The sequence below is a fragment of the Paenalicyclobacillus ferrooxydans genome, assembly GCF_001399675.1.
Taxonomy (GTDB): domain Bacteria; phylum Bacillota; class Bacilli; order Alicyclobacillales; family Alicyclobacillaceae; genus Alicyclobacillus_B; species Alicyclobacillus_B ferrooxydans.
The window spans coordinates 21823-47162 of sequence record NZ_LJCO01000038.1; the positions used below are offsets into that span (position 1 = coordinate 21823).

Below are 25340 nucleotides of genomic sequence, written 5' to 3' on the forward strand. Positions count from 1 at the left end.
TCCTCCTTTTATCGAACTGTCTGCAATCTAGCATTCTTCTACGAATCAATTTCGACGGCGTGCTCAATCAGACCTCTCGCAACTTGCCCTAGGGACGCAAAACGCTCATCCTTCGTTTGCCCCCGCTTCCACCGGAAGTAGATCTGTTGACAGATAACCGCCACTTTGAACGTCGCGAACATGAGGTAATAACCCATCTTGCTGACATCGCGGCCCGTTTGCGTTGCGTATGCCTGAATCATGTCTTCGCGAGTGACCATGCCTTTGATGTGCTCTAGTCCACCCGTGAAGTGCAGCATGACTTCTGGATCCCCAGCTTGTGCCCAGTAGCTCAAGGTCGTTCCGAGGTCTGTCAGCGGATCGCCAACGGTAGCCATTTCCCAGTCAACAACTGCGGTCACTTGGCCCGGTGCCCCCGGTGCCAACAACATGTTGTTCAGCTTCAAGTCATTGTGCACGACGGTTGGACTGAGTGAGGTGGGAATCGAAGCGGTTAACTTCCTTTTCACCTCATCTGCAGCCGGAATCTCGTCTGTCTTCGCCTTCTCGTAGCGGCCTATCCACCCGGTGACCTGACGCTCCAGGTACCCATCCGGGTGAACCATCTCTGAGAGATGTGTCGACTTGTAATCAATTGCATGGAGTTTGGCCAATGTATCGATGGGGCTCATTGAAATCCGTCGGGCATTCTCCGGAGTAGGCTCGAACACATCCGGCCACTCTCTATCGATGACAATTCCCTGCCGACGCTCCATCAACTGGAAGGGAGCTCCAATGATGCCGTCATCATCGCAAAACAGAATCGGCTCCGGTGCAAGCGGAAAAACGGGATGGACAGCTCGCAAAATCTGAAACTCTCTAGCCATATCGTGCGCCTTCGCGGCGACCGGGCCAAGCGGCGCCCGACGCAATACTGCCTCCGTCCCGCCCGAGCGAACCAGATAGGTCAAGTTTGAATGTCCAGCCGCGAACTGCTCAATTTCGATGTCTGTACCGAACATCTTCGGTAACTGAGACTGTAAGTAGCGAGCGAGCACATCTTGGTTCAGTTCTTCTCCAGGACGTACGGAGATGAGTTCAGAATGGTGACTGCTCAAGACCTCGACCTCCTTTGCTGCCCGTCAGTTGTGATACGTCAAAAACTCTGCGTCACCCGAGACAACCTGATCGCCCTTGTCATTTGCAGCCCAAATCTCGGCAAACACACGTTGACCGCCAGCCTCATTTTCCACTCTCGTTACCGTACCGCTGCAGGTGATGGTATCCCCCGGACGAACCATCTGCTTAAAGCGAACGCCAAAGTCGACGAGGGTTCCTTCGGTACCGACGAGGTCAGTCAGCATTTGACCCACGAACGCCATCGTTAACATGCCATGTGCGATCACGCCGCCAAGACCCGCCTTCACAGCAAACTCTTCAACTGTATGAATCGGATTAAAATCCCCAGATGCGCCGGAGTACATCACCAATTGAGTTTTAGTGACTGGCGGTTTTGTCAAAGCCTGTAGTGTATCGCCTTCTGCAAACTGCATCGCCATCTCAATCTGCCTCCTCTCTTAAGCTCCCCGGTAGATTATCGTGGACTTTGACTGAACAACAGGATTACCGGCTTCATCGGCTGCCGTCTGTTCGTACACGAGGAATGTCATGTTCCCAAGCTTCCCGCTCCGTTCAAACACGTCCACCAGCTTTCGTGAACAATACAAGACATCCCCCGCGAAAATGGGTCGAAAGTAACGAAACCGTTCGTCGCCGTGGATCAGTCCTTTAGCTTCAAACTTCATCCCTTCGATCGCGCCGTAGTCAAAGGTGCGGGAGAATGTCGGGGGTGCAATGATCTTGCCATACCGACTCGCCGCGGCCGCCTCTTCATTCAAGTAAAGCGGATTAGCATCCCCGATAGCCTGCGCAAACTTGCGGATAGCACCCTTTTCGACCTCGTTCTTCACCGGCTTCGAGGCCTTATTCAGAAACGCTCGAAACTCATCAGAAGTCATCACAGCTCACTCCTTCGTTATAGATTCGGCAGATTTCTCATAGACTTGGCAGAATTTCTACACGTCTGTGTTGACGAGAGTGCCGTAACTCGACTACTGCTCCTTCTTGGCAGCCGCTTTCAGTTCCATCCGTGCGATGGAATCGCGATGAACCTCGTCAGGCCCGTCTGCTAGGCGCAAAGTCCGGATATTGGCCCAAGCTGCCGCCAGCGGGAAATCATCACTCACGCCGGCCCCACCAAACGCCTGGATCGCCCGGTCGATGACGCGCAGCGCCACGTTTGGAGCCACGACCTTAATCATGGCGATCTCCTTACGCGCTGCCTTATTGCCAACCTTGTCCATCATGTCGGCGGCTTTCAGGGTCAGAAGTCTCGCCTGCTCGATCTCGATGCGCGAATCGGCGATCCACTCCCGAATGACGCCTTGATCGGCTAAGCGCTTGCCAAACGCAACACGGTTCGAAACGCGATCGACCATGAGCTCGAGGGCTCTTTCTGCCATACCGATAGAGCGCATGCAGTGGTGGATCCGACCTGGTCCCAAACGGCCCTGTGCGATAGCAAAACCTTTTCCCTCACCCCACAGAATGTTTTTCGCCGGAACACGCACGTTGTTGTAGGAGATTTCAGCGTGACCGTGTGGAGCGTGATCGTACCCGAACACATTCAGAACGCGCTCGATCTTGACCCCTGGCGTATCAAGTGGGACCAGAATCATCGACTGCTGCTCGTGACGCGCGGCCGTCGGGTCGGTCTTGCCCATCACAATGGCAATCTTGCAACGGGGATCCCCCGCCCCGGATGACCACCATTTCCGCCCGTTGATGATATATTCATCTCCATCGCGGACAATGCTCGCTTGGATGTTGGTCGCATCAGAAGATGCGACTTCGGGTTCGGTCATCGAGAAACAGGAACGGATGGAGCCGTCGAGCAGCGGCAGCAACCACATCTGTTGCTGCTCCTCATTGCCGTACTCTGCGAGTACTTCCATATTGCCAGTGTCCGGCGCATTGCAGTTGAATACCTCAGGAGCAATCGGGGAGCCGCCCATAATCTCGGCGAGAGGGGCATACTCGAGATTGGTCAGACCTGCACCATACCGCTCGTTTGGAAGAAACAGGTTCCAGAGTCCAGCGGCTTTGGCCTGCTCCTTCATTTCCTCCATGATGGGTGGAATCTGCCACCTGGATTCCCCTGCCTCCAGTTGTGCCTGATAGACCTTTTCGTTTGGAATGACGACCTCGCTCATGAACGCCTTCAACTTGGCTTCCAGTGCCTTTACCTTCTCCGAAGGTTCAAAGTCCACATCTTCCATCTCCTGTCCATTCAGTCGCAATCTCCTGCTCGTTCAGTCGCAATGATTACTGTTTAACGCAATAACCATCGTTCAAATGACAACTGTCCTGAAAACGATGATTGATGCGCCCTGTTCAACTGGCAACTGTCATGCGAACGATGATTACCGCTTAAACGATGTCACGCCGTCATCTACGTGATACACCTGGCCGTTGCAAAATGAGGCCTCATCGCTTGCAAGGAAAGCGACCAGGTTTGCTACCTCGGAAGGCTGGCCAACCCGCCTTCGCATCTGCGCCTTTTGAATCTCCTTCCACAGCGCGGGGTTTTCCTTCCATCCCGCAATGATTCCGGTTTCAATCAGGCCGGGCGCAATCGCTACGACGCGAATATCGTACGGTGCCAACTCCAGTGCGGCAGCCTTCGTCATCATGACAACGGCCCCCTTGCTGGCGTGATAGGGAAACTGCAATCGATCGGCGATGACGCCGTAGACCGACGCGGTATTGATGATCACTCCGCCGCCGCCTTGTTCACGCAGTCGCCTTCCTGCTGCTTTAATGCCGTAGAAGACGCCGTGCTGGTTAATGCTGACAGTCCGATGATATTCCTCCACTGGCATATCGATGACCGAGACCTGCTGGTTCCCTACCCCTGCATTGTTAAACATGATATCGATCCGACCGTACTGCCGGACAGCCTCTTGCACGAGGTCTTCGACACTCTCGTACGATGCGGTATCGACGTGGACAAAGGACGCCGTTCCGCCTGCCTCTTCGATTTCAGCGACCGTTGCCACACCGCCCTCATCCACGATGTCGCCAACAACCACCTTTGCACCTTCGCTTGCCAAACGAAGTGCGCTCGCTCGCCCAATACCGCTTCCTGCGCCGGTCACCACCGCGATCTTGCCTTCAAATCGCATGCAAATCCTCCTCTCGTTTTGAGCTACTTGCCAAGACGGCTAGCAATGATGTTCTTTTGAATCTCCGAGGTTCCTTCGTAGATTCGGGTGATACGCGCATCACGATAGAAGCGCTCAATTGGGTACTCCGCAATGTAACCAACGCCGCCGTGAATCTGTACGGCCTTGTCTGCAACGCGGTTGTAAACCTCAGATGCATACAACTTCAACATCGCGGCTTCTTTAATCGTCGGCATGCCCTCGTCCATCATCCAGGCCACGCGGTATAAGAGTGATCGGAGTGTCTCCACCTCGACCGCCATGTCAGCCAAGTAGTGCTGGATGACTTGCTGCTCAAAGATGGGCTTGCCAAACTGTTTCCGCTCATGGGCGTAGCGGATCGACATGTCGAGTAAGTACTCTGACGAGCCTAAGCATCTTGCTGCGAGACCTGCTCGTCCGTTGGCGAGGATCTTCAGCGCATTGACGTATCCCATGCCGACGGTGCCAAGCACGTTTTCCTCTGGAACTTCCAGGTTGTCAAAATAGAGTTGGGCTGTCTGTGACCCATGGAGTCCCATCTTCTTTTCGACACTGCCGACATGAAATCCAGGGAACGTCTTCTCGACGATGAACGACGTGATGCCTTTGCTGCCCTGGGATTTGTCAGTAACGGCCATGACGGTAAAGACATTTGCAATGGGAGCATTCGTGCAGTAGATTTTCTGACCGTTTAAGATATAACGGTCACCCTGCTTCACGGCTGTCGTCTGAATGGCAGCAGCGTTCGAACCTGCTTGCGGCTCGGTTAACGCAAACGCCCCAATCCACTCACCAGAGGACATTTTGGGAAGGTAACGGGATCGCTGCTCATCGTTGCCCAGTTCGACGATGCCTACCGATCCGATACCGTTATGCGCCCCGAGAATGGTGGTGTAGCCGTTTATGGTCTTGCCGAGTTCTTCAAAGACTGCTGACTTACCGACCATGTTCAGGCCCATACCGCCGTATTCTTCGGGGATCGAGATGCCAAACAATCCAATACGCTTCGATTTCTCGAGGATATCGTCAGGAACACGATCTTCCTGTTCAATCTGCATGGCCTTTGGTTCAACTTCGTTGGCGATAAAGTCGCGGACAGTCTCTTTCATGGCTGCAACATCGGGATCGAGTCGAAAATCCATACCTCATCACATCCATTTTCCTCAGTGTCATCTGCGGATATAGCCGCGGTTTGAGCGTCTGGCATAGCGTCTGGCATAGCGTCTCTCTGGGAGAGCCGCGGTTTTACCACGCAAGAAGACAGGATTCTTTAAAGCATGCACGGCCTGTTTCGTGTTTCGTGTCAGGAGTTTCGGGGACGCCTGTGATAGAACGTGCCCGTTCCGGTCGCTACCAGGTTCCCTTGGTCATCCCGCACCTCACAGCGCGTTGAGTTCACCTGACCGCCTGCATGAACAACTTCGCCTCGCGCGATGAGCTGGCTTCCACGTCCAGGCAAGTGGTACCGAACGGATAAGTCCAAGGTAACTCCTGGTCTCTGGGCATGTGTGTAACTCGCCATGCCCATCACGTTGTCACACAGAAATGCAGTGATACCCCCGTGTACCATCTTCCCAGGGTTCATTACCATCGGAGCGACCGGAATGACAATGCTGGATTCTTGCTCGTTGGCAGCCATGCGGTCTTCGCTTAAAAAGTAGTGCAAGAAGTAGAGTCCCTCTTCACGAGTCCGCTTCTGTGCATCTGCCGCCCGCAGTGCCATCTCCAGGTCTTCTGTGTCGTACTTCGCCAGTTCATTCAATAGCTCGGCTTTGGTCACTATCTATTCACTCTTTCCCCACTCCATGTGGAATCTTTCGCTTTGAAGCGTTTTCATATGATGCTGCATCCGACCGTTTGGTAGATCAAATGCGAGATTAAAAGCTTTTGTTTACTTTGCGGTTCCACCGCCGTCAACAGCCAGGACCTGGCCTGTTACGTAATCAGATGCGGCGGATGCAAAATAGAGTGCTGCCCCTTGAAGGTCTCTCTCTCCGCCAATACGATGCAAAGGTGTCGATTGGATAATCCGGTCTCCGCCGTAGGCCAGCACGTCTTTGGTCATCTTCGTCAAGAAAAATCCAGGGGCAATTGCGTTGACATAGATATTGTAGCGTGCCCATTTCACAGCAAGATCACGCGTTAATGCAATGATACCACCCTTGCTGGCACTGTATCCAACTGCGTCAAGACCTTCTGGTTCTGAGCCGCGAAGCCCTGCAACGGAAGCGATGTTCAAAATCTTGCCGCCGCCGTTCTCTTTCATAAACCTTCCGACAGCCTGAGACATTAAAAAGCTGCCTGTCAGGTTTGTCTGCATCACTTTTTGCCACGCATCGTATGGCATGTCTAGTGCAGGTGCCCCCCAGGAAGCTCCACTGTTGTTAACGAGGATATCGATTTTTCCGAAGTGATCGAGTGCCTGCTGCACCGCCTGATTCACTGAGTTGGGATCGGTCACGTCAAGTTGGACTGCTAAAGCCTCTCCGCCGGCGGCCTCGAGTTGTTCTTTGACCTGTTTGCAGTTTTCTACGCGACGTGAACACAGAACGACCTTTGCACCAGCCTCCACATAGGCCTCAGCGATCTGTTGTCCCAAACCTCTACCGCCGCCCGTAATCACGGCCACCTTGTCTTTAAGTCGGAATAAATCGAATACGTCCATGTCATCACCTCTACTAGGTTTCTCGTTGACCGAATTTCTCGTGTACCAGATTTCTGATAACCTGCGAACTTCCTGTTCTCATCGAACACCGTAATGTCGGACACTTCAATTATACGAGAAAGATTGCACGATTGACTATTGACTTCGGTGTAGATTCTTTAAACTTGTGCGAGAAAGTAGAGAATGGGTGGCGAGGGTCGTTTAGCTGTTTAGCTGTTTAGCTGTTTAGCTGCTTAGCTGCTTAGCTGCTGACCGGGTCGTGGAACGGGGTCTGAGGCCAGGTTCCCGAGGCGCCACAAAGGAACTGAGTTCCGCTATCTCGACGCTCCTCCAGTTCCGAGGCGCCACAAAGGAACTCAGTTCCGCTATCTCACCGCTCCTCCGGTTCAAAGTCGCCACAAAGGAACTGAGTTCCGCTATCTCGACGCTCCTCCAGTTCCGAGGCGCCACAAAGGAACTCAGTTCCGCTATCTCACCGCTCCTCCGGTTCCTAGGCGCCACAGCGGAACTCAGTTCCGCTATCTCGACGCTCCTCCGGTTCCGAGGCGCCACAGCGGAACTCAGTTCCGCTATCTCGACGCTCCTCCAGTTCCTACGAGCCACAGCGGAACTCAGTTCCGCTATCTCGACGCTCCTCCGGTTCCGAGGCGCCACAAAGGAACTCAGTTCCGCTATCTCACCGCTCCTCCAGTTCCGAGGCGCCACAGCGGAACTCAGTTCCGCTATCTCACCGCTCCTCCAGTTCCGAGGCGCCACAGCGGAACTCAGTTCCGCTATCTCGACGCTCCTCCGGTTCCTAGGCCCCATAGCGGAACTCAGTTCCGCTATCTCACCGCTCCTCCGGTTCCGAGGCGCCACAAAGGAACTCAGTTCCGCTAAATGGTCTCCGTCTCCGTCTCCGCCTCGAGTCGCTCCAGCCTGAACGTTCTATGTACGCGGCCGAAAACAAACAAGGCCCCCTAGCAAGGGGACCTCAACATTATCGCTTGTACTGTACACGTGAACGATACTGCATCGGCGCGCGAAACGGGTATCGAATCGGCACACTGAACACATGGACCAAACGCGTAAATGGCCAGACAGCGAACAGCGCAAACGACGCAACAATGTGCACCTTGAGCAACGTCGGAACTGTCTTCATCAACGCAGCATTCGGGTGGAAAACAATCAGTTCACGAATCCAAGGTCCAACCGTGGTGCGATACTCATACGGTCCGTAAATGTTGTTGTAGCCTACCGTCACGAGAACACCCAAACCGACGACAATCAGCAGCAGAACGAGCGCTACAAAATCGGATGTACTCGAGTTCATTCGGACGCGGACGTTGAACGTCCGCCGCACAAGGAGGATCACAATCCCTGCTGTCGCCACAAGGCCGGCCAGCCCGCCAAATACATCGGCGTTTGTGTGATAGAACTCCGTGGAGACGCCAAGGGCTTTGTAAACAGAGATGGGAACCAAGAGTCCCATCACGTGGCCTGCTACGACGCAGAGAATTCCCCAGTGAAACATCAGGCTCCCCCACCGAAGCCACTTCTTCTCGAGAATTTCACTCGACTTCGATCCCCAACCGCGTTGGTTATACACAAATCGGTACAGCATGCCGATAATCATCACAGCGAGTGTCAGATATGGAAAGACTACCCACCAGAATTGGCTCATATTTGATCACCCTTTCGCCGCCTAGGTTAGTCGTTATATTGCAATGGATACGGCAGTTCATCCAGGTCTGCGGCTTCACGATTGGCAAAGACAAAACCACCCTCTGGCAGGCTTGCGTCCGGTAATAGCGACGCCGCAATAGAGAGGGCCCCGCGATAGACGCTATTCTCGGGCAGAGCCTGAACAATCACATGAACGACTCGTGCAAGCCGTATTTCCAGATCCGTCGTGTCAAAGTCAGGTGCCTTCGCCGCAAGAAACTCGAACAGGAGGGGCAGATAATCCGGCAACTCCGTCCCGTCTTCCTCAAACCCGGCTGTGCCAAGCATTCGTCGCAAGGCCACTAACGCCAACCCGCGTTTCCTGCTGTCTCCGAGTTCGTGCGCAGTCAGGTACAAGCACGTCGAGGACTGGAAATCAAAGTACCGCGTGTACTCGCCTTCAAGCGCTTCCTGGCTGCATTTCTTCATCTGCTCGATCAGCACCGACATTGACCCCCAGCTCTCCAAAGGTCGTGAAGAAGCTCCATCCTGGTCCGATCCGATGAGCTCCCTCAACCAGTCCCCCGCAGCTTCGAGTAACTGTGGAAACTCGGAGCTGCCCGGATATGCGAAGAACGTCGCGACAATCTTCCACGTCGGATTGGTCCACTGACCCGCTTCCGTCGATTCCATCTCGTCGGCCAACTGACCCGCTTCCGCCAAGTGACCGCCATCGGCCAACTGACGTTCAGCCATCAACTGGTTGAGCGTGTTCTGGTTGAGCGTGTTCTGGCCGAGTGTCTTTTGGCCGGGCGTATTCTGGCCGATCGCAGCCTGGTTCAACGTTGTCTCCATCAGGCGTTCCCCCCTGTTGCCCCGACCAGTCCACTCGATCCGCTGGACGCACCTGCACCGTGCGGCACAGGAGCAATGACACCTTCCGGCGGTGCGATACCTTCGAGGCTGCATGCACCCTGTTCATAGGAGAGGTCTGCATCCATCGTGCGGTTGCCGGTCGGAATCACGAAGCGCTCGTTGTACTTGGCTACGCCGAACATCCGAGCCATCGCTTCGAGTTGCTCGAGGTCAAGGCCTGCCTCTTCAATCAGGCGAGAGTCGGCGATATCACCGAGGTTCTTGCCGCGCATATGAGCGCGCATCGCAGTCAGGCGAAGCAGTACCTTCCGAATGACCTCTGTGTCGCCAGCCGTCAAAATCGATGCCAAGTACTCCATCGGAATGCGCATCGAGTCGACAGCCGTCAGGTATCCGTCTGCAGAGAGCACCTCTTCGTTCTCGATATGATTCATCATTGGGCTTAAAGGCGGCACGTACCAGACCATCGGCATGGTGCGGTATTCCGGGTGCAGCGGCAGTGCAACCTTCCACTCAATCGCCATCTTGTAGACCGGAGACTGTTTCGCTGCTTCAAGCCATGCGTCTGGGATACCGTCTTTGCGAGCCTGTGCGATGACTTCTGGATCATTCGGGTTCAAAAACAGGCTCAACTGCGCTTCATACAGGTCTTGTTCATTCTCGACAGACGCCATCTCATGCACCCGGTCTGCATCGTATAAAATCACGCCGAGGTAGCGGATGCGGCCGACGCAGGTCTCAGAGCAAACCGTTGGCAGACCCGCTTCAATGCGCGGGTAGCAGAAGTTACACTTCTCCGCCTTGTGGGTGTTCCAGTTAAAGTAGACCTTCTTATATGGGCAAGCACTTACGCAAAAGCGCCAGCCGCGGCAAGCATCCTGGTCCACCAACACGACACCGTCTTCGTCCCGCTTGTAGAGCGCACCAGACGGACAGGCCGCCACGCAGGACGGATTGAGGCAGTGTTCGCAAATGCGCGGCATGTACATCATGAACGTCTGCTCGTACGTGAACGCCACGTGCTCTTCAATCCCGCGCAGGTTCGGGTCGCGCGGTGCGACTTCAGAGCCGCCTGCGAGGTCATCGTCAAAGTTCGGGCCCCACTTTGGTGCATCCATCCACTCGCCAGTCAGGGCGGAACGCGGACGTGCGACCGGCTGGTGCTTGCGGCGCGGGCTCTCGGTCAGGTTTTCGTAGTCATAGGTCCATGGCTCGTAGTAGTCGTCAATCGTCGGCTGATCCGGGTTGTGAAAGATATTTGCCAGCTTCTTCGCCGCACCGCCGGCGCGCAGCTTCAATTTGCCGTTTTTCAGCACCCAACCGCCGCGAAACTTGTCTTGGTCCTCCCAGCGCTGTGGGAAGCCAGGGCCGGGACGAGTCTCCACGTTGTTAAACCACATGTACTCGGTTCCCGGGCGATTGGTCCATGTATTCTTACAGGTCACACTGCATGTGTGGCACCCGATGCACTTGTCAAGATTCATCACCATTGCAATCTGCGCTTTAATCTTCAAGCCAATCAACCTCCTTAAGGGGCCGTATCACAGCCACAACGTCCCGTTGATGTCCGGTTGGGCCGTAGTAGTTGAATCCGTAACTCAGCTGCGCGTAACCGCCAATCATGTGGGTTGGCTTGGGAATAATGCGCGTGACACTGTTATGCGTACCGGCTCGGTCACCGGTGACCTTGCTGCCTGGGACGCCAATGGTCCGGTCTTGTGCGTGATACATCATCGCAATGCCGCGCGGCAGCCGGTACGTCAGCACGGCTCTCGCCGAGATGGCACCGTTGCGGTTGTAGACCTCGACCCAGTCGTTGTCTTTAATTCCGATGGTCTTTGCGTCTTCTTCGTTCATCCACACTGTCTGGCCGCCGCGGAATAAAGTGAGCATCCGCGGGTTATCTGAATAGGTGGAGTGAATCCCCCACTTTTGGTGCGGTGTCAGGTAGCGCACGACCAAGGTCTGCTCACCGTTCCCCACCACCTCTTTGTCCGTATCCGAAAACGGGATCTCGTCAATCGGCGGACGGTAGAGCGGCAAGCCTTCGCCGAAGTCGAGCATCATCTCGTGATCGACGTAGAAGTGCTGTCTGCCTGTCAGGGTCCGCCATGGAATCTTGAATTCCACGTTTGAGGTAAACGGTGAGTAGCGCCGTCCCTCGCCTTCCAGCCCGCTCCACACCGGCGTCGCCAGCGACAGCCTCGGCTGCGCCGTGATATCGGCCAACGTCATCGCTTCGCCGCGCCGTTCGCCGGCAATCGGATCGGCCAGTTCAAGCCCTGTCGAACTTTCGAGCGCGGTCCACTCTTCGTACGCTCTGTGTCCGTTCGATGCGCCAGACAACGTAAGAATCGCTTCGACCACCTGCTGTTCATCGTGCAGCTTCGGCTTACCGCGGACAATTTCGTTGGCACTGTTCGGGTACGTCCCGACGCGATGCGCGAACTCCTTGTATGCCTGCTCGGTCGATACCGTCATACCCTTGATGCTCATCGACTTCGCCGCGAGCGGCCCAAGCGAGACCATCTGGTTGTAGACGTTCGGGTAGTCGCGGTTCACGACAATAAACTTTGGCATCGTCTTGCCTGGAATCGCTTCGACTTCACCGCTGCGCCAATCGAGCACGCGTCCGCTGACCTGGGAAATCTCATCCGGGGTGTCGTGTGCGAGCGGTGCCATCACGAGGTCTTCCTGTGCAGGCAGGTGTTCCTCCGCCATCTTGCTGAACGTTTCGGCGAGTGTCCGAAAGGCTGCCCAGTCCGATCTCGTTTCCCATGGACACGACACCGCCGGGTTAAACGGATGGATGTATGGATGCATGTCGGTTGAGCTCAGGTCGTGCTTTTCATACCAAGTCGCAGCAGGCAACACGATGTCCGAGTAAATCCCCGTGCCGGTCATCCGAAAGTCGATATCTATCAGAAGGTCAAGTTTCCCTTTTGGCACTTCGTCACTGAGGGTCATCGACTCTGGCTGAAAGTCCTTGTTTTCCGATGCGAGCGGATGACCTGACGTGCCAAGCAGGTTTTGCAAGAAGTACTCATGACCCTTACTCGAGGAACCGAGCAGGTTTGACCGCCACACGAACATCACGCGCGGGAAGTTCTTCGGATTATCTGGATCCTCAATCGCGAAGTTCAAACGTCCGCTCTTCAGTTCATTTGCAACCCAAGCCGAGACTTCCTCAGGTGTCTGTGCTCCGGCAGCGCGAGCCTCTTGAATCACCTCAAGCGAGTTCTCCGTCATCTGCGGGAACGATGGCAGCCATCCAAGTCGTGCAGCCAAGGTGTTCACGTCAGCTGGATGCATGTCACCAAACTTTCCAGCCAGTGGCGAGGCCTTTGTGGCCACGTCCTTTTCTTCATAGCGGAATTGATCGGTGGCAAAGTAGAAGAACGATGTGCCGTTCATTTGTCTTGAGGGCCGCATCCAGTCAAGACCAAACGCGACAGTCGTCCAACCTTCAAGCGGCCGAACCTTTTCCTGACCCACGTAGTGCGCCCAACCGCCGCCGTTTACCCCTTGGCAACCGGTCAGCAGAACCAGGTTGATAATGGCGCGGTAAATCAGATCGCTATGGTACCAGTGGTTCGTGCCAGCACCCAGAGCTATCATCGAGCGGCCCTGCGTCTTTGCTGCGTTGTCGGCGAATTCACGCGCAACGCGAATCGCAAGAGCCCTGTCCACACCAGTCACCGCCTCTTGCCAGGCCGGGGTGTACGGCACGTTGTCGTCGTAGTCGACCGGATAAGCACCAGGCAGACCTCTTCTCACACCGTGATGTGCCATCATCAGGTCAAGCACAGTTGTGACATAAACGGTCTCGCCGTCTGCATTCTGGAGTGCTTTCACAGGTACACCGCGGCGGACCACAGTCGTCGCCCGCTCGTCAAACACCGGGAAGCCGACGATTTTTACGTCATCCGAGGCATCAAGGAAAGTGAGCCTCGGCTTCAGACCCTGACCATTCTCATCCTCCATGCGGAGGTTCCATTTCTTTGATTTGTCCCACCGATAGCCAAGGCTGCCGTTCGGGACTGCCGGGACATCTTCAGCTTCATCCCAAATGACCGTCTTCCAGTCGCCGTGGGCAGTGTCCGGAGCGAGATCGGCAGCGTGTAAAAAGCGGTCAGATACGTAAGTCTCGTTACCGTCTGCATCTGTTGTGGAACGCAGGGTCACCAAAAACGGCAGGTCCGTATAGTTTTTCGCGTACTCAAGGAAGTACGGCGTCGGGTTATCCACGTAAAACTCCTGCAGAATCACCTGTGTCATCGCCATCGCGAGCGCAGCGTCCGTTCCTGCCTTCGCTGGGAGCCAGAGGTCTGCGAACTTGACATATTCTGCGTAGTCCGGACTTACGCCGACAACCTTCGTACCGTTGTACCTGGCTTCCACCATAAAATGGGCGTCCGGCGTCCGTGTCATCGGGAGGTTGGTGCCCCAGATGATGAAATAGGAAGCATTGTACCAGTCTGCACTCTCCGGAACGTCCGTCTGCTCGCCCCAGATCTGCGGGGATGCCGGCGGCAGGTCAGCGTACCAATCGTAGAAACTGACGATGGTGCCGCCAATCATCGATAGGAATCGCGATCCCGCTGCGTAGCTCACCTGCGACATCGCTGGAATCGGACTGAAACCCGTTACGCGGTCCGGCCCGTATTGCTTAATGGTGTAAATCATAGAGGCCCCAATCAGCTCGCTGACCTCGTCCCAGGTGCTCCGCACAAGCCCGCCTTTACCTCTCGCTTCCTTATACAACTTTGCTTTCGCAGGGTCTTCGACAATCTGCTTCCAGGCGTCGATCGCGTTGCCTGCGCGCGCTTTCTCCTGACGCCACAGATGCAGGAGTTCCTGGCGAATGTATGGGTACTTCACGCGCAGCGGACTGTATTCATACCACGAGAAGCTCGCGCCCCTTGGGCAGCCCCGCGGCTCGTAATCCGGTGTATCGGGACCTGTCGACGGATAGTCTGTCTGCTGTGTTTCGAATGCGACGATTCCGTCTTTGACGTGAATTTTCCAACTGCATGATCCAGTGCAGTTTACCCCGTGCGTCGAGCGTACGACCTTGTCATGTTGCCAACGCGCGCGATACGTATCTTCCCAATCCCGCGGTCGAGGGCTCTGCTCAGTCCAGTTTTGGTTGATGCGCTCGCCGCGCTTCAGATGGCTGAATGCACGTCCCAGTGTCTTTTTTTGCTGTGCCAATTGCCTGCCACCTCTCTGCTGCTTCCACTATCAAAATGCTTGCTACCATGACGTTCCAACTCGTGTGATTGGTATCGTGAGATTCCTATCGTGAGATTCCTATCGTGAGATTCCTATCGTGAGATTCCTATCGTGAGACTTCATTTCCAGAGACCCGTCAAACGGACGTTTCTCACGGTCTATGTCATCACTTTGAAAGCGGATTAAATCCATCTCCAACCATGCGAAATGCTCGATTTCCTTCCCGTAGTTCCTCGACAAACCGTTCGAACGTCGGCACATTGGCAGCGACCAGAATTAGTCGTTCCAGTTGGACCCCGTCCGTGATGGTTCGGATGGCCTCCTCAATGTCTTTCGGTACCCCGCCAAACCGGAGGGTGAGGACCCCGATTAAATCCTCTTTATCCACGTCAAGCGCCCCATCGCGCAATCTCTGTTGAAAATCCATGTCGTGTCCAGGAAATTGTGTACTCACCAAATTCACTCCTTATAAACTCCCGACCATTTTCTCTTCCGCTCTGCTGTGGTTCTGGTTGATCCACATCAAGGTCACAAATCGATTCACCGCTTGTTCCAAAACATCTTCCGTATCGGTACCCGTACTCTGCAATAACGCGCGAACCTCATCGACGAGTTGGCGCATCAAATCGTGATCGTGCGTGAGAGTGGCAATCACAACCGACAATTCCGGGTGCTCGGCCACGATTTCTTGATACAGACCATTTTCTTCTTCATGAGCGTGAGCAAGTGTTCGGGCTTCAAAGTGCTCAGCAAGCACATCCGCCACCTGCATTCCCTGCTCCCACTCGCCCAGCTGAATCACCCGCTGCAACAGCGTCAGCAACTCTTCAGCCTCACCGTAAGCCGACTCGTGAATGGCGTAATGTGCATTTGCTTGTCGTAGAGCTGGTCCAGACATAAGTCCCCTCCTCACGTCATCCTCGACCAGATGTATCGTATTGCGATAAATGCAGAATACAACAAATGCTTCCAAGGACTACAGACCAATGCGGACTAGTAACAGCAATGCAATGCAGACCATAAATCATGGTTTTGGTGTAGTCTTAATGAACTATCGGTTTGTTCGGATGTTGTGAACGTTAGGAGGGAATGAGCATAGCCCAGAAGTTTTTTTCGTGTTTGATCGGTGTAACAGCGTCGATGAACGCGTTAGATGAACTCGTGGATAAAACCGTAAATGAACGTCCTGAACTGAAAAACAGCCGCCTCACGGCGGCTGTTCGCGTTTTGATTTCATTGACGCCCCTCCAATCTACAACTCTATAAGTTCACCTGCGTATCACTTTGCCCCGGCTTTGGTACCTGCCTGCGTCGTACGGCCCAGGTAAACACTCGTCCTCTCATCATTTCTTCTTGATATTCGCGTTTTCTTAACTCAAGCAATTGATGCACCGTCACAAATCCAGTGATGCCACCTTGTTGTTCACGAATCCATACCCAGTTTGAATCGGCCTCAAGCATTCGCTTCAAAGCCACTTTAGCAGTGTCTGTCATAAGCAGCACCGGGCTGTTGCTGACATACGCAAGAACACGGGATTGTGGGGAGGTGTTCGCGTGCTTCGCAATATCCCAAATCGAAACAATTCCCTTTGAAGTTCCGTTTGAATCCTGAACCTCAATCCAATTTTCTGATGTGGGCTGCGTAAACAAAGCCTCAGCTACACTCTTAACCTTCATGTCAGCAGAGAAAGATGACACAGGACGCCAAACGATTTCCCGACAATAATGCATTTGTAACGGGTCTGTTTGATATTCACGAGTCAGGTGCAGTCCACGACGGGCTATCTTTTCTGTGAGTATTGAGCGCGGGAGTATAAATGATGACAACCCAGTTGCAAGACTCGACGCGACCAACAGAGGCAGCAAAGCACCTAGATTGTGTGTCAACTCCAAAGGAAAAATAACACTTGTAAATGGCGTACGGGTCACCCCTGAGAAAATTGCGGACATGCCGAGCAGTGCCCACACTCCCGGATGAGGTACATGAAAAATTTCGCCCACAGTCCCACCTAGACTTCCTCCAATGATGAGAATTGGAGCCAAGATTCCCCCTGAGGTTCCAGAGCCAAGTGCAATGACCCAGATCACCGTTTTCACAATCAGGAGTGTCAGAAGTGTATCCACAGACAGTTTGACGTTGAGCATGGCAAAAATGCTATCGTATCCTACGCCGAGCGCCCGTGGTGAGATGAGACCGCCAATGCCAATGACAACCGCTCCGATTGCCGGCCACCACATCCAATGCACGGGCAGCTTACGGAACACGTCTTCCACGCCGTAAATCGCCCACGTAAGCAAAACAGCAAGGATGCTGCCAACGAGCCCAATGACCGCAGATGCGCCCAACAACGACGCACTGACATGTGTCAATGCAGGCATACCGAAAAGCGGGCCTGGACCGATGAGAGCCACACGGATGGCATCTGCCACGGCACTTGCGAGGGCAATGGGCACAAGGCTTCTCGGTTTGAATTCGAAAACAAGGAGTTCAACAGCAAACAACACCGCAGAGACTGGCGCTGCAAACGTGGCCGACATACCTCCGGCCGCACCAGCAACAAGCAGAATCCGTCGTTCGATGGAGGAAAACTTCAGGAACTGGCTGAACAGTGATCCGAACGAACCCCCTGTCATAATGATAGGACCCTCCGCTCCAAAGGGACCACCAGAGCCAATCGAGATCGCAGCCGAAATAGGTTTCCAAAATGCAACCCTTGGTTGCACTTTGCTTTCATTGATAAGCATCGCTTCAATGGCCTCAGGAATGCCGTGTCCTCGAATCTTATCGGAGCCATATCTCGCAATGAACCCGATGAGGACAGCGCCAACAATTGGAGGGACCATCGCCCACACGTGCAGATTGTTATCTGTTGGGCTAATGTTTGCAACGGACAGCCGATGAAAAAAAGACAAGTTCGTAAATAAGTAAATCATCTTAAGCAAAATAACGGCTATAAATGCGCACACGGCACCGATAGCGAGTCCCGCAGCGGACAACTTAAGGATCTGACTCGAGGTTGTGAAGTCCCCTGTGTTACCGGATTGAGAACTCATTCTGAAGTGTGCCCCTCTCCACATGGATGACTGAAGACGATGCTTAACACAAAATTACACATCACATTTATATCGTATTACGATATTTATTGCAATTGAAAAGAGCAACTGGCACTACTCAACGTAAGCAAGATGGCATACGATGCAATCACGGTATGCGATGCAATCTATGAAGCCACAATCCATGCGATCGGCACTATGTATCGTCTATGTAATAGTTCGAACATACTATGTTGGCTAGTCTAAATGTTACTTCTGTTCCGCAACGTACCTTCGATATATTTGTGTGGCATTAAACACGGATGATGTCCAAAATGTATATATCGTTTGCCGTATGTACCACAATTTCAACGATGGTGATGTGAAATGGATAAAATACCTTCAAAAGAAGATTATCAAGAGCTGGCAGAGTTCCGATATCGTCTGCGGAAATTCCTTCATTTCAGCGAATTGGCGGCCACAGAAGTGGGGATAACGCCTCATCAACACCAGCTGCTTCTAAGTATCGCGGGCTTTCCAGACAGAGAATGGATGACGCCGACAGAAATCGCTGAACGTCTGCAAATCCGGCACCATAGTGCTCTAGGGTTGATTCAACGATGTGAGAAGATAAATTTAGTTCGGAGATTTGATAACCCGTCAGACAGGCGGAGTGTTTGCGTCGAGCTGACAAAGACAGGTCAGGAAATCTTAGAACGGCTGACCATAAGGCATCAAAGCGAACTCAGACGTCTCGGACTCTCCCATCGAAACTTTATGGTAAAGGATATTATCGGCACAACAGACAGTTCAGTGTGACGAGCAGGCATACCACGAGGAATTTGTTCACGGAATCTATCTGGACGATGACAGGTACGATATCTTGTTTCTAAGTCACATGTGCCAAAAAACGATGGCCGCTAACCACGAATCGGAGTTGGCGGCCATCGCTCTGTACTTGCCTTCAAAACGCATTTTCGTATGCCGATGAACTTTCGAATGTAAAGTCGTTCCGGAAGACCCGCATTACTGGTCTCGCCGAATGGGTTCACAACGCTGCCACGCGTCCCTTTCTCACGCTTGGGTTCGAGTTGCGACGAACACCCGTGAAGAGAATCAGTACAAACGCAATAGCTGCTACGATGGTGAGAAGTAAGAAGCCGCCTGTGAAGCTGCCGGTATTCTGCCGGAATGCACCCATGATGAGCGGCGGGAAAAATCCCCCGATACCACCGAGCGCGCCGACGATACCAGTTGCCTTGCCGGTTGCTGTCGGGAAGTACTGCGGGACCATCTTAAATACAGAGCCGTTCCCGATACCGAGCACAACCGCAATCAACAGTGCACAAGCCGTGGTCACGAAGAGACTCTTGATTCCATACGCCCAAATGACACTGCCAACTCCAATCACGGCGAACGCAATCAAAAGCAATGATGCCGGAGACACACGGTCAGCCAGGTATCCGCCGATGGGGCGCATCGCTGTTGCTAGTAACACGAATCCTGCTGCACGCAGTCCGGCGTCCACGGGAGCCAGGTGCAGTTGTCCTTGCAACAAGGTCGGCAGGTAGTTGCCAAATGCTACAAATCCACCGAAGGTAATGAAGTAGTAGAAAGACAGCAGCCACAATTGCCCCACAGACCAGAAAGGCTGACTTGATTGGTCACCTTTGCCAGCCAAAGAAGAAATCGGTGTTACGTTGTCTCGTGCCTCTGCACCAGATACAGCACTGTAATGTCTTGCGTCACGTGTCATGAACCAGAGCACCAGCGCCGACAAGACAACCGGAACCATCAACGCGTAAGCCATCCCCGAAAATCCTAGATGAAGAAACAAACTAGGGATGGTGAAACCTGCAACTGCTGTACCAACGTTCCCCAGTGCCGTAATCCCAAGCACCAAGCCTTGTTTCTTTGGCGGGAACCACGCTGACACGTGTCCAATGCCGACTGCAAACGACGTACCTGCAATACCAAGCAGAACTTCCCAGAATACAAACAGCGGGAACGTGTGAGCTGTCGTGATACCGAACAAGGGGACCAGCAGGAAGAGCATCAAAAGTGTATAGACGCGCCGTCCACCGAAGCGGTCCGTGAACATACCAATCGGGATTCGGAACAACGAACCAAGCAAGACAGGTGTTGCAACAAGAAGGCTCTTTTGGAATTCAGTGAGTCCAAACTGTTTTTGTAATTGCGGAGCAATCGGAGAAATCATGGACCATACAACGAAAGCGACTATCATGGTCACCATGGACACATACATTACGGTTGACCCTTTACTTGCAAACTTGTTTGCCACTGTATATCACCTCTGGAATGGGGTCGTTCTGTCGACCCTTTGCTTACTTCTTATGGTAAGAGGTGACACGGATCCGCTTAAGACTAAAGGTTACTAATTTCTTGTAGTTCAAAGACTATTTGAAAGGTCCATCGCAACCAGCGTATATAGTCCATTCCACCCATTTTCGTTTTTTGATATCTCTGGTGTGACCCAAGTCACAGCTCTTCCCTCAGCACCGTATGAAGAACTGCATTCGAAAGCTGTTATACCGAAGAAGCTTCCATATCCGTACCCATATCCGTACCCATATCCGTACCCATATCCGTACCCCGTCTGCACACATATGCACCCCATCTGCACACGCCCCACGAATAGATCCGAACACTCTCCAGCCGAGAAGAGAGAACTTTGAGATGAATTCGTTTACACAAGCATCTCATGTCAGAATTTTTAACATACTCCCTTGAGACATTGCCAGAGAGCGATTAATTTACAAATAACACGAAGAAACGAAGGCAAAAAAGGGAGGAAAACCATTGAAACCACGACGAAAAATGCAGTTAACTTTGTTCTTGTCGAGTTTAGTGGCTATGTTGGGTGTTCCTGTTGTCAGCTTTGCTAACACAGCCACTCCAAACATTAATGCTGGTGACACCGCCTGGATCCTGGCATCCTCTGCGCTAGTACTGATTATGACACCGGGTGTGGCCTTCTTTTACGGAGGATTGGTGCGAACAAAGAACGTCATCACAACGATGTTTCAGGTCTTTGCGGTCATTTTAGTCGTATCCATTCAGTGGGTGTTCATCGGCTACAGCCTGGCTTTCGGCCCGGACTTCCACGGTATTGTTGGCGGAGTTCAATGGGCCTTGTTCAGCGGTGTGGGTGCAGCTCCAAATTCCTATGCTCCCACGTTGCCAGCCACAGTCTTTGCCATCTTTCAGATGATGTTCGCCATTATCACTCCGGCACTGATTGTCGGCGGTCTGGCGGAGCGGGTCAAATTTTCTGCCTTTCTGGTGTTCATTGTGTTATGGGCAACTTTGATTTACGATCCGCTCGCGCACTGGGTCTGGGGCGGCGGCTGGCTTGAAAAGATTGGCGTGCTTGACTTCGCCGGCGGCACTGTTGTTCATATCAGTTCAGGCATCGCCGGACTCGTCGCAGCCCTGTACCTCGGCAAACGCGCCGAACATGGAACGGAAATCAAAGCACACAACGTGCCCTTCGTCGTCCTCGGTACAGCACTGCTTTGGTTTGGCTGGTTTGGCTTCAATGCAGGGAGCGCACTTGCGGCAAACGGTGTCTCGGCAAATGCATTCTTGACCACCAATACTGCAACCGCTGCAGCCGCCCTCGGTTGGATGCTGGTCGAAAAACTCCGAACCGGCCATGTCACGCTGGTCGGCGCTTGTGCAGGCGCGGTTGCCGGTCTCGTGGCGATTACCCCGGCTGCCGGCTTTGTCACTCCTGGAGCGAGTATTATACTCGGCTTCATCGGCGGCGGTGTCTGTTACTTCGCATCCAATTTAATGAAGAACAAACTCGGTTATGACGATGCACTTGACGCGTTCGGTGGACATGGTATCGGAGGTATCTGGGGTGCGTTTGCAACAGGACTCTTCGCCACCACCGTGGTCAACTCTGCCGGTGCAAACGGTTTGTTCGCAGGGAATGCTGTGCAGCTGTGGCACCAAATCATCGGTATTCTTGCAACGGTTGTGTTCTCCGGAATCGGATCGTGGATCCTGCTCAAAGTCGTCGACCTTGTCATGGGGCTTCGCGTCACCCGCGAAGAAGAACTGATGGGACTCGACTACACCTTGCACCGCGAATCCGCATATCCGGAAACCCTGTCGACAGACGAACTGGCAAAAATCTTTAAGGCTCAAAAATCCAGTCAAGCGGCCGGCGAGTGATTTAAGGCCCACTGGCAAGGTATGCACCAACCAAAACGGGTCCGGCTGCAAGTGAGCGGGACCCGTGCTCTGGTTCCACGCGTAAATTGCGCTCTCCAGGTCCCTCCAGTACTTCGACGTTTTTGAGGTTTCCCAGGAGATCGGTGAACTGAAGCCGAATGTACCTGACGTTCTCGGACTGCGCCATCATTAAAACGGCGTCCCTGTCGTATTTCATATGGAATCCCCCGTCGCGCGCTATAGTTGAATTGCCAGGCGACCATGAATATTTCATCAACACGAGTATATCAAGGAGGGCTACTGTGACGTCGATCGTTTTCCCGGATCTGAGTTGGGACTGGGCAGCAGGTCAACCCCCCCTGTCTACTGTGCTCAAATGGCAAGAGGACCTGAGACAAATTACCCGCCACTGGTTCAGAGCCGGAGCTTCGACAACCGAATGGCTCACAGCCTATCACCAACTGCGTATGAGCCTCCTGGCAGACGTCTGGACCCATACCATCCCGCGAGACCACCTCGGTCAGTTGGAATACATTGTCCTCGGTTCAAGCGCCAGAGGAGAGGACGTTTTTGACAGCGATCTCGATCACGCGCTTCTGTTCCACGGTGCCGTCGCCATGGAGGAAATCCGTCCTTATCTGTACGAGTTCATTCAAACCATGGCTCTTCTGGGTTTCCCACCGTGCCAGGGGTTTGTGATGGGAACAAACGAGCGTTGGGCAGGAGAACTGCCGACCTGGCAGGACCGTATCGACAGTTATTTTCAATTTCCCGATTGGGAGAACGTACGGTACCTGTTCATGCTGCTTGACAGCAAGCCGCTTTTTGCGTTGTCGCCCTCGCCGACACCGCAGTTTGAATCGACCGCGGTGCAACGGTGGGAAACGCTGCGCCGATCCGTTCTCCAGCGGATCCAATCGTCTCCCTATCTGTGTTGGGAAATGGCCCATCTTGGTATTCACAACACGGTCAGTCAACCGAAGCGCACGAATAGTTTGTTTAAGCCTAAGACGGGTGCAGTGCAGACGAACAGGGTCAATGTAAAGAGCGGACTCTTGAGTCCAGTGATACACTCCATTCGCCTGCTTTCCGTCGCACACGGCGTGGCAGAGATAGCGACGGAGCGCCGCTTGGCAGCACTGACCGAACAGCAAGCACTGGATAGAGACATGACAAAAAAGCTTGAGGCGTGTATCTCGTTTTGCTGGCGCATACGGATTCGAGAGCATGTGGTGCACCCTTACAAAGACTCTCTCCCTAACGAGGTTTCACAAATACGCATAACAGAGCAAGAGTTGGCCGAACTGATGGAGCACGCTGAAACAGCAAAGAAGCTCGAGCGCATGGTTGAGAGACGTTTTCGCAAGCTGAGGTGAGCCGTATGCCGTGGTTTCGGGCCGCTCCAAACGGCCAAAATAGTGACAAGTTAGAGTGTCAAGCCTTTTCAGACGCGCACTATGGATCTGCCGCGTGGGACCTGCCTCTCACAGAGGCGGACTATTTCGTCATTGATATTGAGACCAGCGGCTATTCACCGCAGACTGACCTCGTCCTCTCGGTTGCTTCACTCCAAACGTCCTGGCACAGCAATAAACCAGCACTTGAGATCTGCCATGACTTGGTCGGCCACGCCGACCTGTCACGCGTTCCACAACACATCTGGACACTTACCGGGCTCACACCTGAAATTCTGCGTGGCCAAGCGGCATGGCGCGATATTCTCCTAAACACGCTAAAGAGGGCTCAAAGCAGGGTGTGGGTTGCACACCACGCCCGCCATGAACTGGCCTTTCTGCAAAAGTCAACACGAGATTTCTGGCGGCTCCAGCTTCGACCCATCGTCGTCGACACTGCACTGGTGGCCCAAGCCCTCACCGGAAGTTCCACTGTGCCTGTGCTCGAGGAAGTCTGTTCCTGGTTCGATGTACCGCTTGGAGCGCGACATCGCGCAGACGAGGACGTCAAGATGACCGCCATGGTATGGATGAAAGAAGCGCAGTTGTGCAAAGCCCTTGGATTAACCACGGTTGGACAGGTAGTTGAATGGACCCTTGCTGGCCAACATTAAAAGGCGCACTAGGGTCCCAGTCCGCCTCGCGTAGGGTTGAACAAATAGATTACGTATTGTCGTAGACCTCAGACTCGTGACGAAGGAACGTCAGCAAATAGTATGTCGATCCCACGAGATAAAAACCGGCTGTGACCGAAAACACAATTGCATACCCCGTGTATGAGCCATAGTGGTGAACAATCCGGGTACTGACCGGCCCCATCACAGCCCAGCCCAGACTCCATAATGTCTGCCCCACACTCACTGCGAATCCACGCATGTCTTCGTGGACCAGCGCCATCATGACAGAGTCCTGAATTGGGTTGGCGGCGTTCATGAGCGCATTTCTGATGACCACGGCTCCCGAAGCAAGCCAAGCGTGTGTCGCGTAAGCCGTCGTGAGCAAAAACGGGATCGACGATAATTGGAAGGTAACGGCAGCTTTGACCGCTCCAATCTTCCGCGCAAGCGGCGGACCGATAAACATCGCGAGTGCCGTTACGGCCTGGGCAAGGCCGATGACAATCCCAATTGCCACTTTCGTCATGTGAAACCGCTCGGCAAAATACAGGTTCAAGTAAGGAATCACGAGTCCTGCACCGAATCCGACAATCGTTGATGCAACAGCGAACTTCAGGACCAACATGAGTTGATCGCGCTGACCATGAAATCGCCCTGAGAGGGTCCATTTTCTCCCTTGTGTACGGGTGTTTTGGTCCACACGGCCCCCGCTGCGCTCATGAATCCTTGAGTACGGCAGTAACCCGAACAATGCAACTGCTGCGCCGAACAACAGTGTTGCGCGCAGCGACCAGATGGGGCCAAGCAGTCCGAGTAAGCCCTGCGCCATGCCGCCCGAGACCACACTCCCGAGTACCTGTGCGACCAGCGTGATGCCAAAGTTTACACTAAACAAGTGGAATCGTTCTTCCTTCGCCGTGTTCTCTGCGAGCAGGGGCAGTGCAGAAACCCAAATCACTGAAGCAACCATCCCTGCAACGAATGCACCCATGACAATCGTCCAAGGCGTATGTACCAAGGCCTGGGCCATCATCACAACACTGGTCAATGACCCAGCCCACAGGACAGCTTTTTTGCGACCCAGCTTGTCGCTGATGATGCCGGCGGGAACCAGTGACAGCGTACTCGCCAACGAACTTGCGGCGACATACGAACCCGCAACTGTATCTGGAAAACCTAAACTTTTGATATACAAGTTATAAAGGATGGCGGCAAATCCCGTGCCGAACTGGGCCAGAAAAGAACCCAAAAAGAAGAGCCGCACATTTCGGTGCGCTCCCGTCAGGATATCGCGATACTCACGCAGGATGGCTATCATACGATGTCAACTCCCCTATTGCGCAACCTCACTGAGCATACACAGATGCCG

24 protein-coding genes are annotated in these 25340 nt (G+C 53.6%); 5 read left to right on the top strand and 19 right to left on the bottom strand.

Annotation, left to right across the window (positions count from 1 at the left end; genetic code table 11):
* Positions 1-38: 38 nt before the first annotated feature.
* The 8 genes from AN477_RS07965 to AN477_RS08000 all read right to left on the bottom strand — a co-directional run bounded on the left by AN477_RS07965 (position 39) and on the right by AN477_RS08000 (position 6909).
* Positions 39-1097: a phosphotransferase family protein gene (locus AN477_RS07965; protein WP_054968643.1), complete on the bottom strand. Its 1059-nt coding sequence runs from the start codon at positions 1095-1097 to the stop codon at positions 39-41.
* Positions 1098-1121: 24 nt separating this feature from the next.
* Positions 1122-1532 (bottom strand): MaoC/PaaZ C-terminal domain-containing protein, encoded by a 411-nt coding sequence (locus tag AN477_RS07970; protein ID WP_425388140.1) that lies wholly within the window; start codon positions 1530-1532, stop codon positions 1122-1124.
* Between the two features lie 24 nt (positions 1533-1556).
* Positions 1557-1997, bottom strand: coding sequence for a MaoC family dehydratase N-terminal domain-containing protein (locus tag AN477_RS07975; protein WP_054968645.1), 441 nt, complete (start codon positions 1995-1997; stop codon positions 1557-1559).
* Between the two features lie 93 nt (positions 1998-2090).
* A complete protein-coding gene (locus AN477_RS07980) occupies positions 2091-3308 on the bottom strand; it encodes an acyl-CoA dehydrogenase family protein (RefSeq protein ID WP_054968646.1) in 1218 nt (405 codons plus the stop codon).
* A 153-nt stretch (positions 3309-3461) separates the two neighbouring features.
* Entirely contained in the window at positions 3462-4223 is a 762-nt protein-coding gene (locus AN477_RS07985; protein WP_054968647.1) for an SDR family NAD(P)-dependent oxidoreductase, read from the bottom strand.
* A 23-nt stretch (positions 4224-4246) separates the two neighbouring features.
* The gene (locus AN477_RS07990) at positions 4247-5386 is read right to left on the bottom strand and encodes an acyl-CoA dehydrogenase family protein (protein WP_054968648.1); all 1140 of its coding nucleotides are present in this window, start codon (positions 5384-5386) and stop codon (positions 4247-4249) included.
* A 161-nt stretch (positions 5387-5547) separates the two neighbouring features.
* On the bottom strand, positions 5548-6024 hold the full coding sequence (locus AN477_RS07995; RefSeq protein ID WP_054968649.1) for a PaaI family thioesterase: 477 nt from the start codon (positions 6022-6024) through the stop codon (positions 5548-5550).
* Positions 6025-6135: 111 nt separating this feature from the next.
* A complete protein-coding gene (locus AN477_RS08000) occupies positions 6136-6909 on the bottom strand; it encodes an SDR family oxidoreductase (protein ID WP_054968650.1) in 774 nt (257 codons plus the stop codon).
* Between the two features lie 259 nt (positions 6910-7168).
* Between AN477_RS08000 and AN477_RS24360 the strand changes: the two genes are divergently transcribed.
* Positions 7169-7831: a hypothetical protein gene (locus tag AN477_RS24360; protein WP_157061871.1), complete on the top strand. Its 663-nt coding sequence runs from the start codon at positions 7169-7171 to the stop codon at positions 7829-7831.
* Between the two features lie 57 nt (positions 7832-7888).
* Here the strand turns inward: AN477_RS24360 and narI are convergent, their stop codons facing one another.
* The 7 genes from narI to AN477_RS08040 form a co-directional block, all read right to left on the bottom strand.
* Complete coding sequence (gene narI / locus AN477_RS08010) at positions 7889-8572, bottom strand: respiratory nitrate reductase subunit gamma (RefSeq protein ID WP_054968652.1); 684 nt, start codon at positions 8570-8572, stop codon at positions 7889-7891.
* Between the two features lie 26 nt (positions 8573-8598).
* A complete protein-coding gene (gene narJ, locus AN477_RS08015; RefSeq protein ID WP_054968653.1) occupies positions 8599-9408 on the bottom strand; it encodes a nitrate reductase molybdenum cofactor assembly chaperone in 810 nt (269 codons plus the stop codon).
* On the bottom strand, positions 9408-10943 hold the full coding sequence (narH, locus tag AN477_RS08020; RefSeq protein ID WP_054968654.1) for a nitrate reductase subunit beta: 1536 nt from the start codon (positions 10941-10943) through the stop codon (positions 9408-9410). The genes narJ and narH overlap by 1 nt, the downstream gene beginning before the upstream one ends.
* On the bottom strand, positions 10933-14643 hold the full coding sequence (locus tag AN477_RS08025) for a nitrate reductase subunit alpha (RefSeq protein WP_054968655.1): 3711 nt from the start codon (positions 14641-14643) through the stop codon (positions 10933-10935). Before AN477_RS08025 ends, narH begins: the two co-directional genes overlap by 11 nt.
* Before the next feature lie 187 nt (positions 14644-14830).
* A complete protein-coding gene (locus AN477_RS08030; protein ID WP_245631761.1) occupies positions 14831-15118 on the bottom strand; it encodes a hypothetical protein in 288 nt (95 codons plus the stop codon).
* A 12-nt stretch (positions 15119-15130) separates the two neighbouring features.
* Positions 15131-15562 carry a hemerythrin domain-containing protein gene (locus AN477_RS08035; protein WP_054968656.1) on the bottom strand — a complete coding sequence of 144 codons (432 nt, stop codon included), beginning with the start codon at positions 15560-15562 and terminating at the stop codon, positions 15131-15133.
* A 362-nt stretch (positions 15563-15924) separates the two neighbouring features.
* The gene (locus AN477_RS08040) at positions 15925-17718 is read right to left on the bottom strand and encodes a chloride channel protein (RefSeq protein ID WP_083486072.1); all 1794 of its coding nucleotides are present in this window, start codon (positions 17716-17718) and stop codon (positions 15925-15927) included.
* A 366-nt stretch (positions 17719-18084) separates the two neighbouring features.
* Between AN477_RS08040 and AN477_RS08045 the strand changes: the two genes are divergently transcribed.
* A complete protein-coding gene (locus AN477_RS08045; protein ID WP_054968657.1) occupies positions 18085-18516 on the top strand; it encodes a MarR family winged helix-turn-helix transcriptional regulator in 432 nt (143 codons plus the stop codon).
* Between the two features lie 229 nt (positions 18517-18745).
* Here AN477_RS08045 and AN477_RS08050 read toward each other — a convergent pair whose 3' ends face one another.
* Together AN477_RS08050 and AN477_RS24365 are read right to left on the bottom strand one after the other, a co-directional pair.
* On the bottom strand, positions 18746-19999 hold the full coding sequence (locus AN477_RS08050; RefSeq protein WP_054968658.1) for an MFS transporter: 1254 nt from the start codon (positions 19997-19999) through the stop codon (positions 18746-18748).
* Positions 20000-20107: 108 nt separating this feature from the next.
* A complete protein-coding gene (locus tag AN477_RS24365) occupies positions 20108-20320 on the bottom strand; it encodes a hypothetical protein (protein WP_157061872.1) in 213 nt (70 codons plus the stop codon).
* 299 nt (positions 20321-20619) lie between these two features.
* Here AN477_RS24365 and AN477_RS08055 point away from each other — a divergent pair, with 299 nt between their 5' ends.
* The gene (locus AN477_RS08055) at positions 20620-21900 is read left to right on the top strand and encodes an ammonium transporter (RefSeq protein ID WP_211265978.1); all 1281 of its coding nucleotides are present in this window, start codon (positions 20620-20622) and stop codon (positions 21898-21900) included.
* Between the two features lies 1 nt (position 21901).
* Here AN477_RS08055 and AN477_RS24980 read toward each other — a convergent pair whose 3' ends face one another.
* Positions 21902-22117 carry a hypothetical protein gene (locus AN477_RS24980; RefSeq protein ID WP_054968659.1) on the bottom strand — a complete coding sequence of 72 codons (216 nt, stop codon included), beginning with the start codon at positions 22115-22117 and terminating at the stop codon, positions 21902-21904.
* An 85-nt stretch (positions 22118-22202) separates the two neighbouring features.
* Here AN477_RS24980 and AN477_RS08065 point away from each other — a divergent pair, with 85 nt between their 5' ends.
* Positions 22203-23276, top strand: a complete 1074-nt coding sequence (locus AN477_RS08065) for a DUF294 nucleotidyltransferase-like domain-containing protein (RefSeq protein ID WP_054968660.1) — start codon at positions 22203-22205, stop codon at positions 23274-23276.
* A gap of 5 nt (positions 23277-23281) precedes the next feature.
* A complete protein-coding gene (locus tag AN477_RS08070) occupies positions 23282-23968 on the top strand; it encodes an exonuclease domain-containing protein (RefSeq protein ID WP_083486076.1) in 687 nt (228 codons plus the stop codon).
* 49 nt (positions 23969-24017) lie between these two features.
* On the opposite strand, the gene AN477_RS08075 is transcribed toward AN477_RS08070, so the two are convergent.
* Positions 24018-25289 carry an MFS transporter gene (locus AN477_RS08075; RefSeq protein WP_054968661.1) on the bottom strand — a complete coding sequence of 424 codons (1272 nt, stop codon included), beginning with the start codon at positions 25287-25289 and terminating at the stop codon, positions 24018-24020.
* Between the last annotated feature and the right edge of the window lie 51 nt (positions 25290-25340).

Coding starts and splice junctions, on each gene's coding strand:
- AN477_RS07970 (WP_425388140.1), bottom strand. CDS start 1,532: ATGCAGTTTGCAGAAGGCGATACACTACAGGCTTTGACAAAACCGCCA.
- AN477_RS07975 (WP_054968645.1), bottom strand. CDS start 1,997: ATGACTTCTGATGAGTTTCGAGCGTTTCTGAATAAGGCCTCGAAGCCG.
- AN477_RS07985 (WP_054968647.1), bottom strand. CDS start 4,223: ATGCGATTTGAAGGCAAGATCGCGGTGGTGACCGGCGCAGGAAGCGGT.
- AN477_RS07990 (WP_054968648.1), bottom strand. CDS start 5,386: ATGGATTTTCGACTCGATCCCGATGTTGCAGCCATGAAAGAGACTGTC.
- AN477_RS08000 (WP_054968650.1), bottom strand. CDS start 6,909: ATGGACGTATTCGATTTATTCCGACTTAAAGACAAGGTGGCCGTGATT.
- narI (WP_054968652.1), bottom strand. CDS start 8,572: ATGAGCCAATTCTGGTGGGTAGTCTTTCCATATCTGACACTCGCTGTG.
- narJ (WP_054968653.1), bottom strand. CDS start 9,408: ATGGAGACAACGTTGAACCAGGCTGCGATCGGCCAGAATACGCCCGGC.
- AN477_RS08035 (WP_054968656.1), bottom strand. CDS start 15,562: ATGTCTGGACCAGCTCTACGACAAGCAAATGCACATTACGCCATTCAC.
- AN477_RS08040 (WP_083486072.1), bottom strand. CDS start 17,718: ATGAGTTCTCAATCCGGTAACACAGGGGACTTCACAACCTCGAGTCAG.
- AN477_RS08045 (WP_054968657.1), top strand. CDS start 18,085: ATGGATAAAATACCTTCAAAAGAAGATTATCAAGAGCTGGCAGAGTTC.
- AN477_RS24980 (WP_054968659.1), bottom strand. CDS start 22,117: ATGAAATACGACAGGGACGCCGTTTTAATGATGGCGCAGTCCGAGAAC.
- AN477_RS08070 (WP_083486076.1), top strand. CDS start 23,282: ATGCCGTGGTTTCGGGCCGCTCCAAACGGCCAAAATAGTGACAAGTTA.
- AN477_RS08075 (WP_054968661.1), bottom strand. CDS start 25,289: ATGATAGCCATCCTGCGTGAGTATCGCGATATCCTGACGGGAGCGCAC.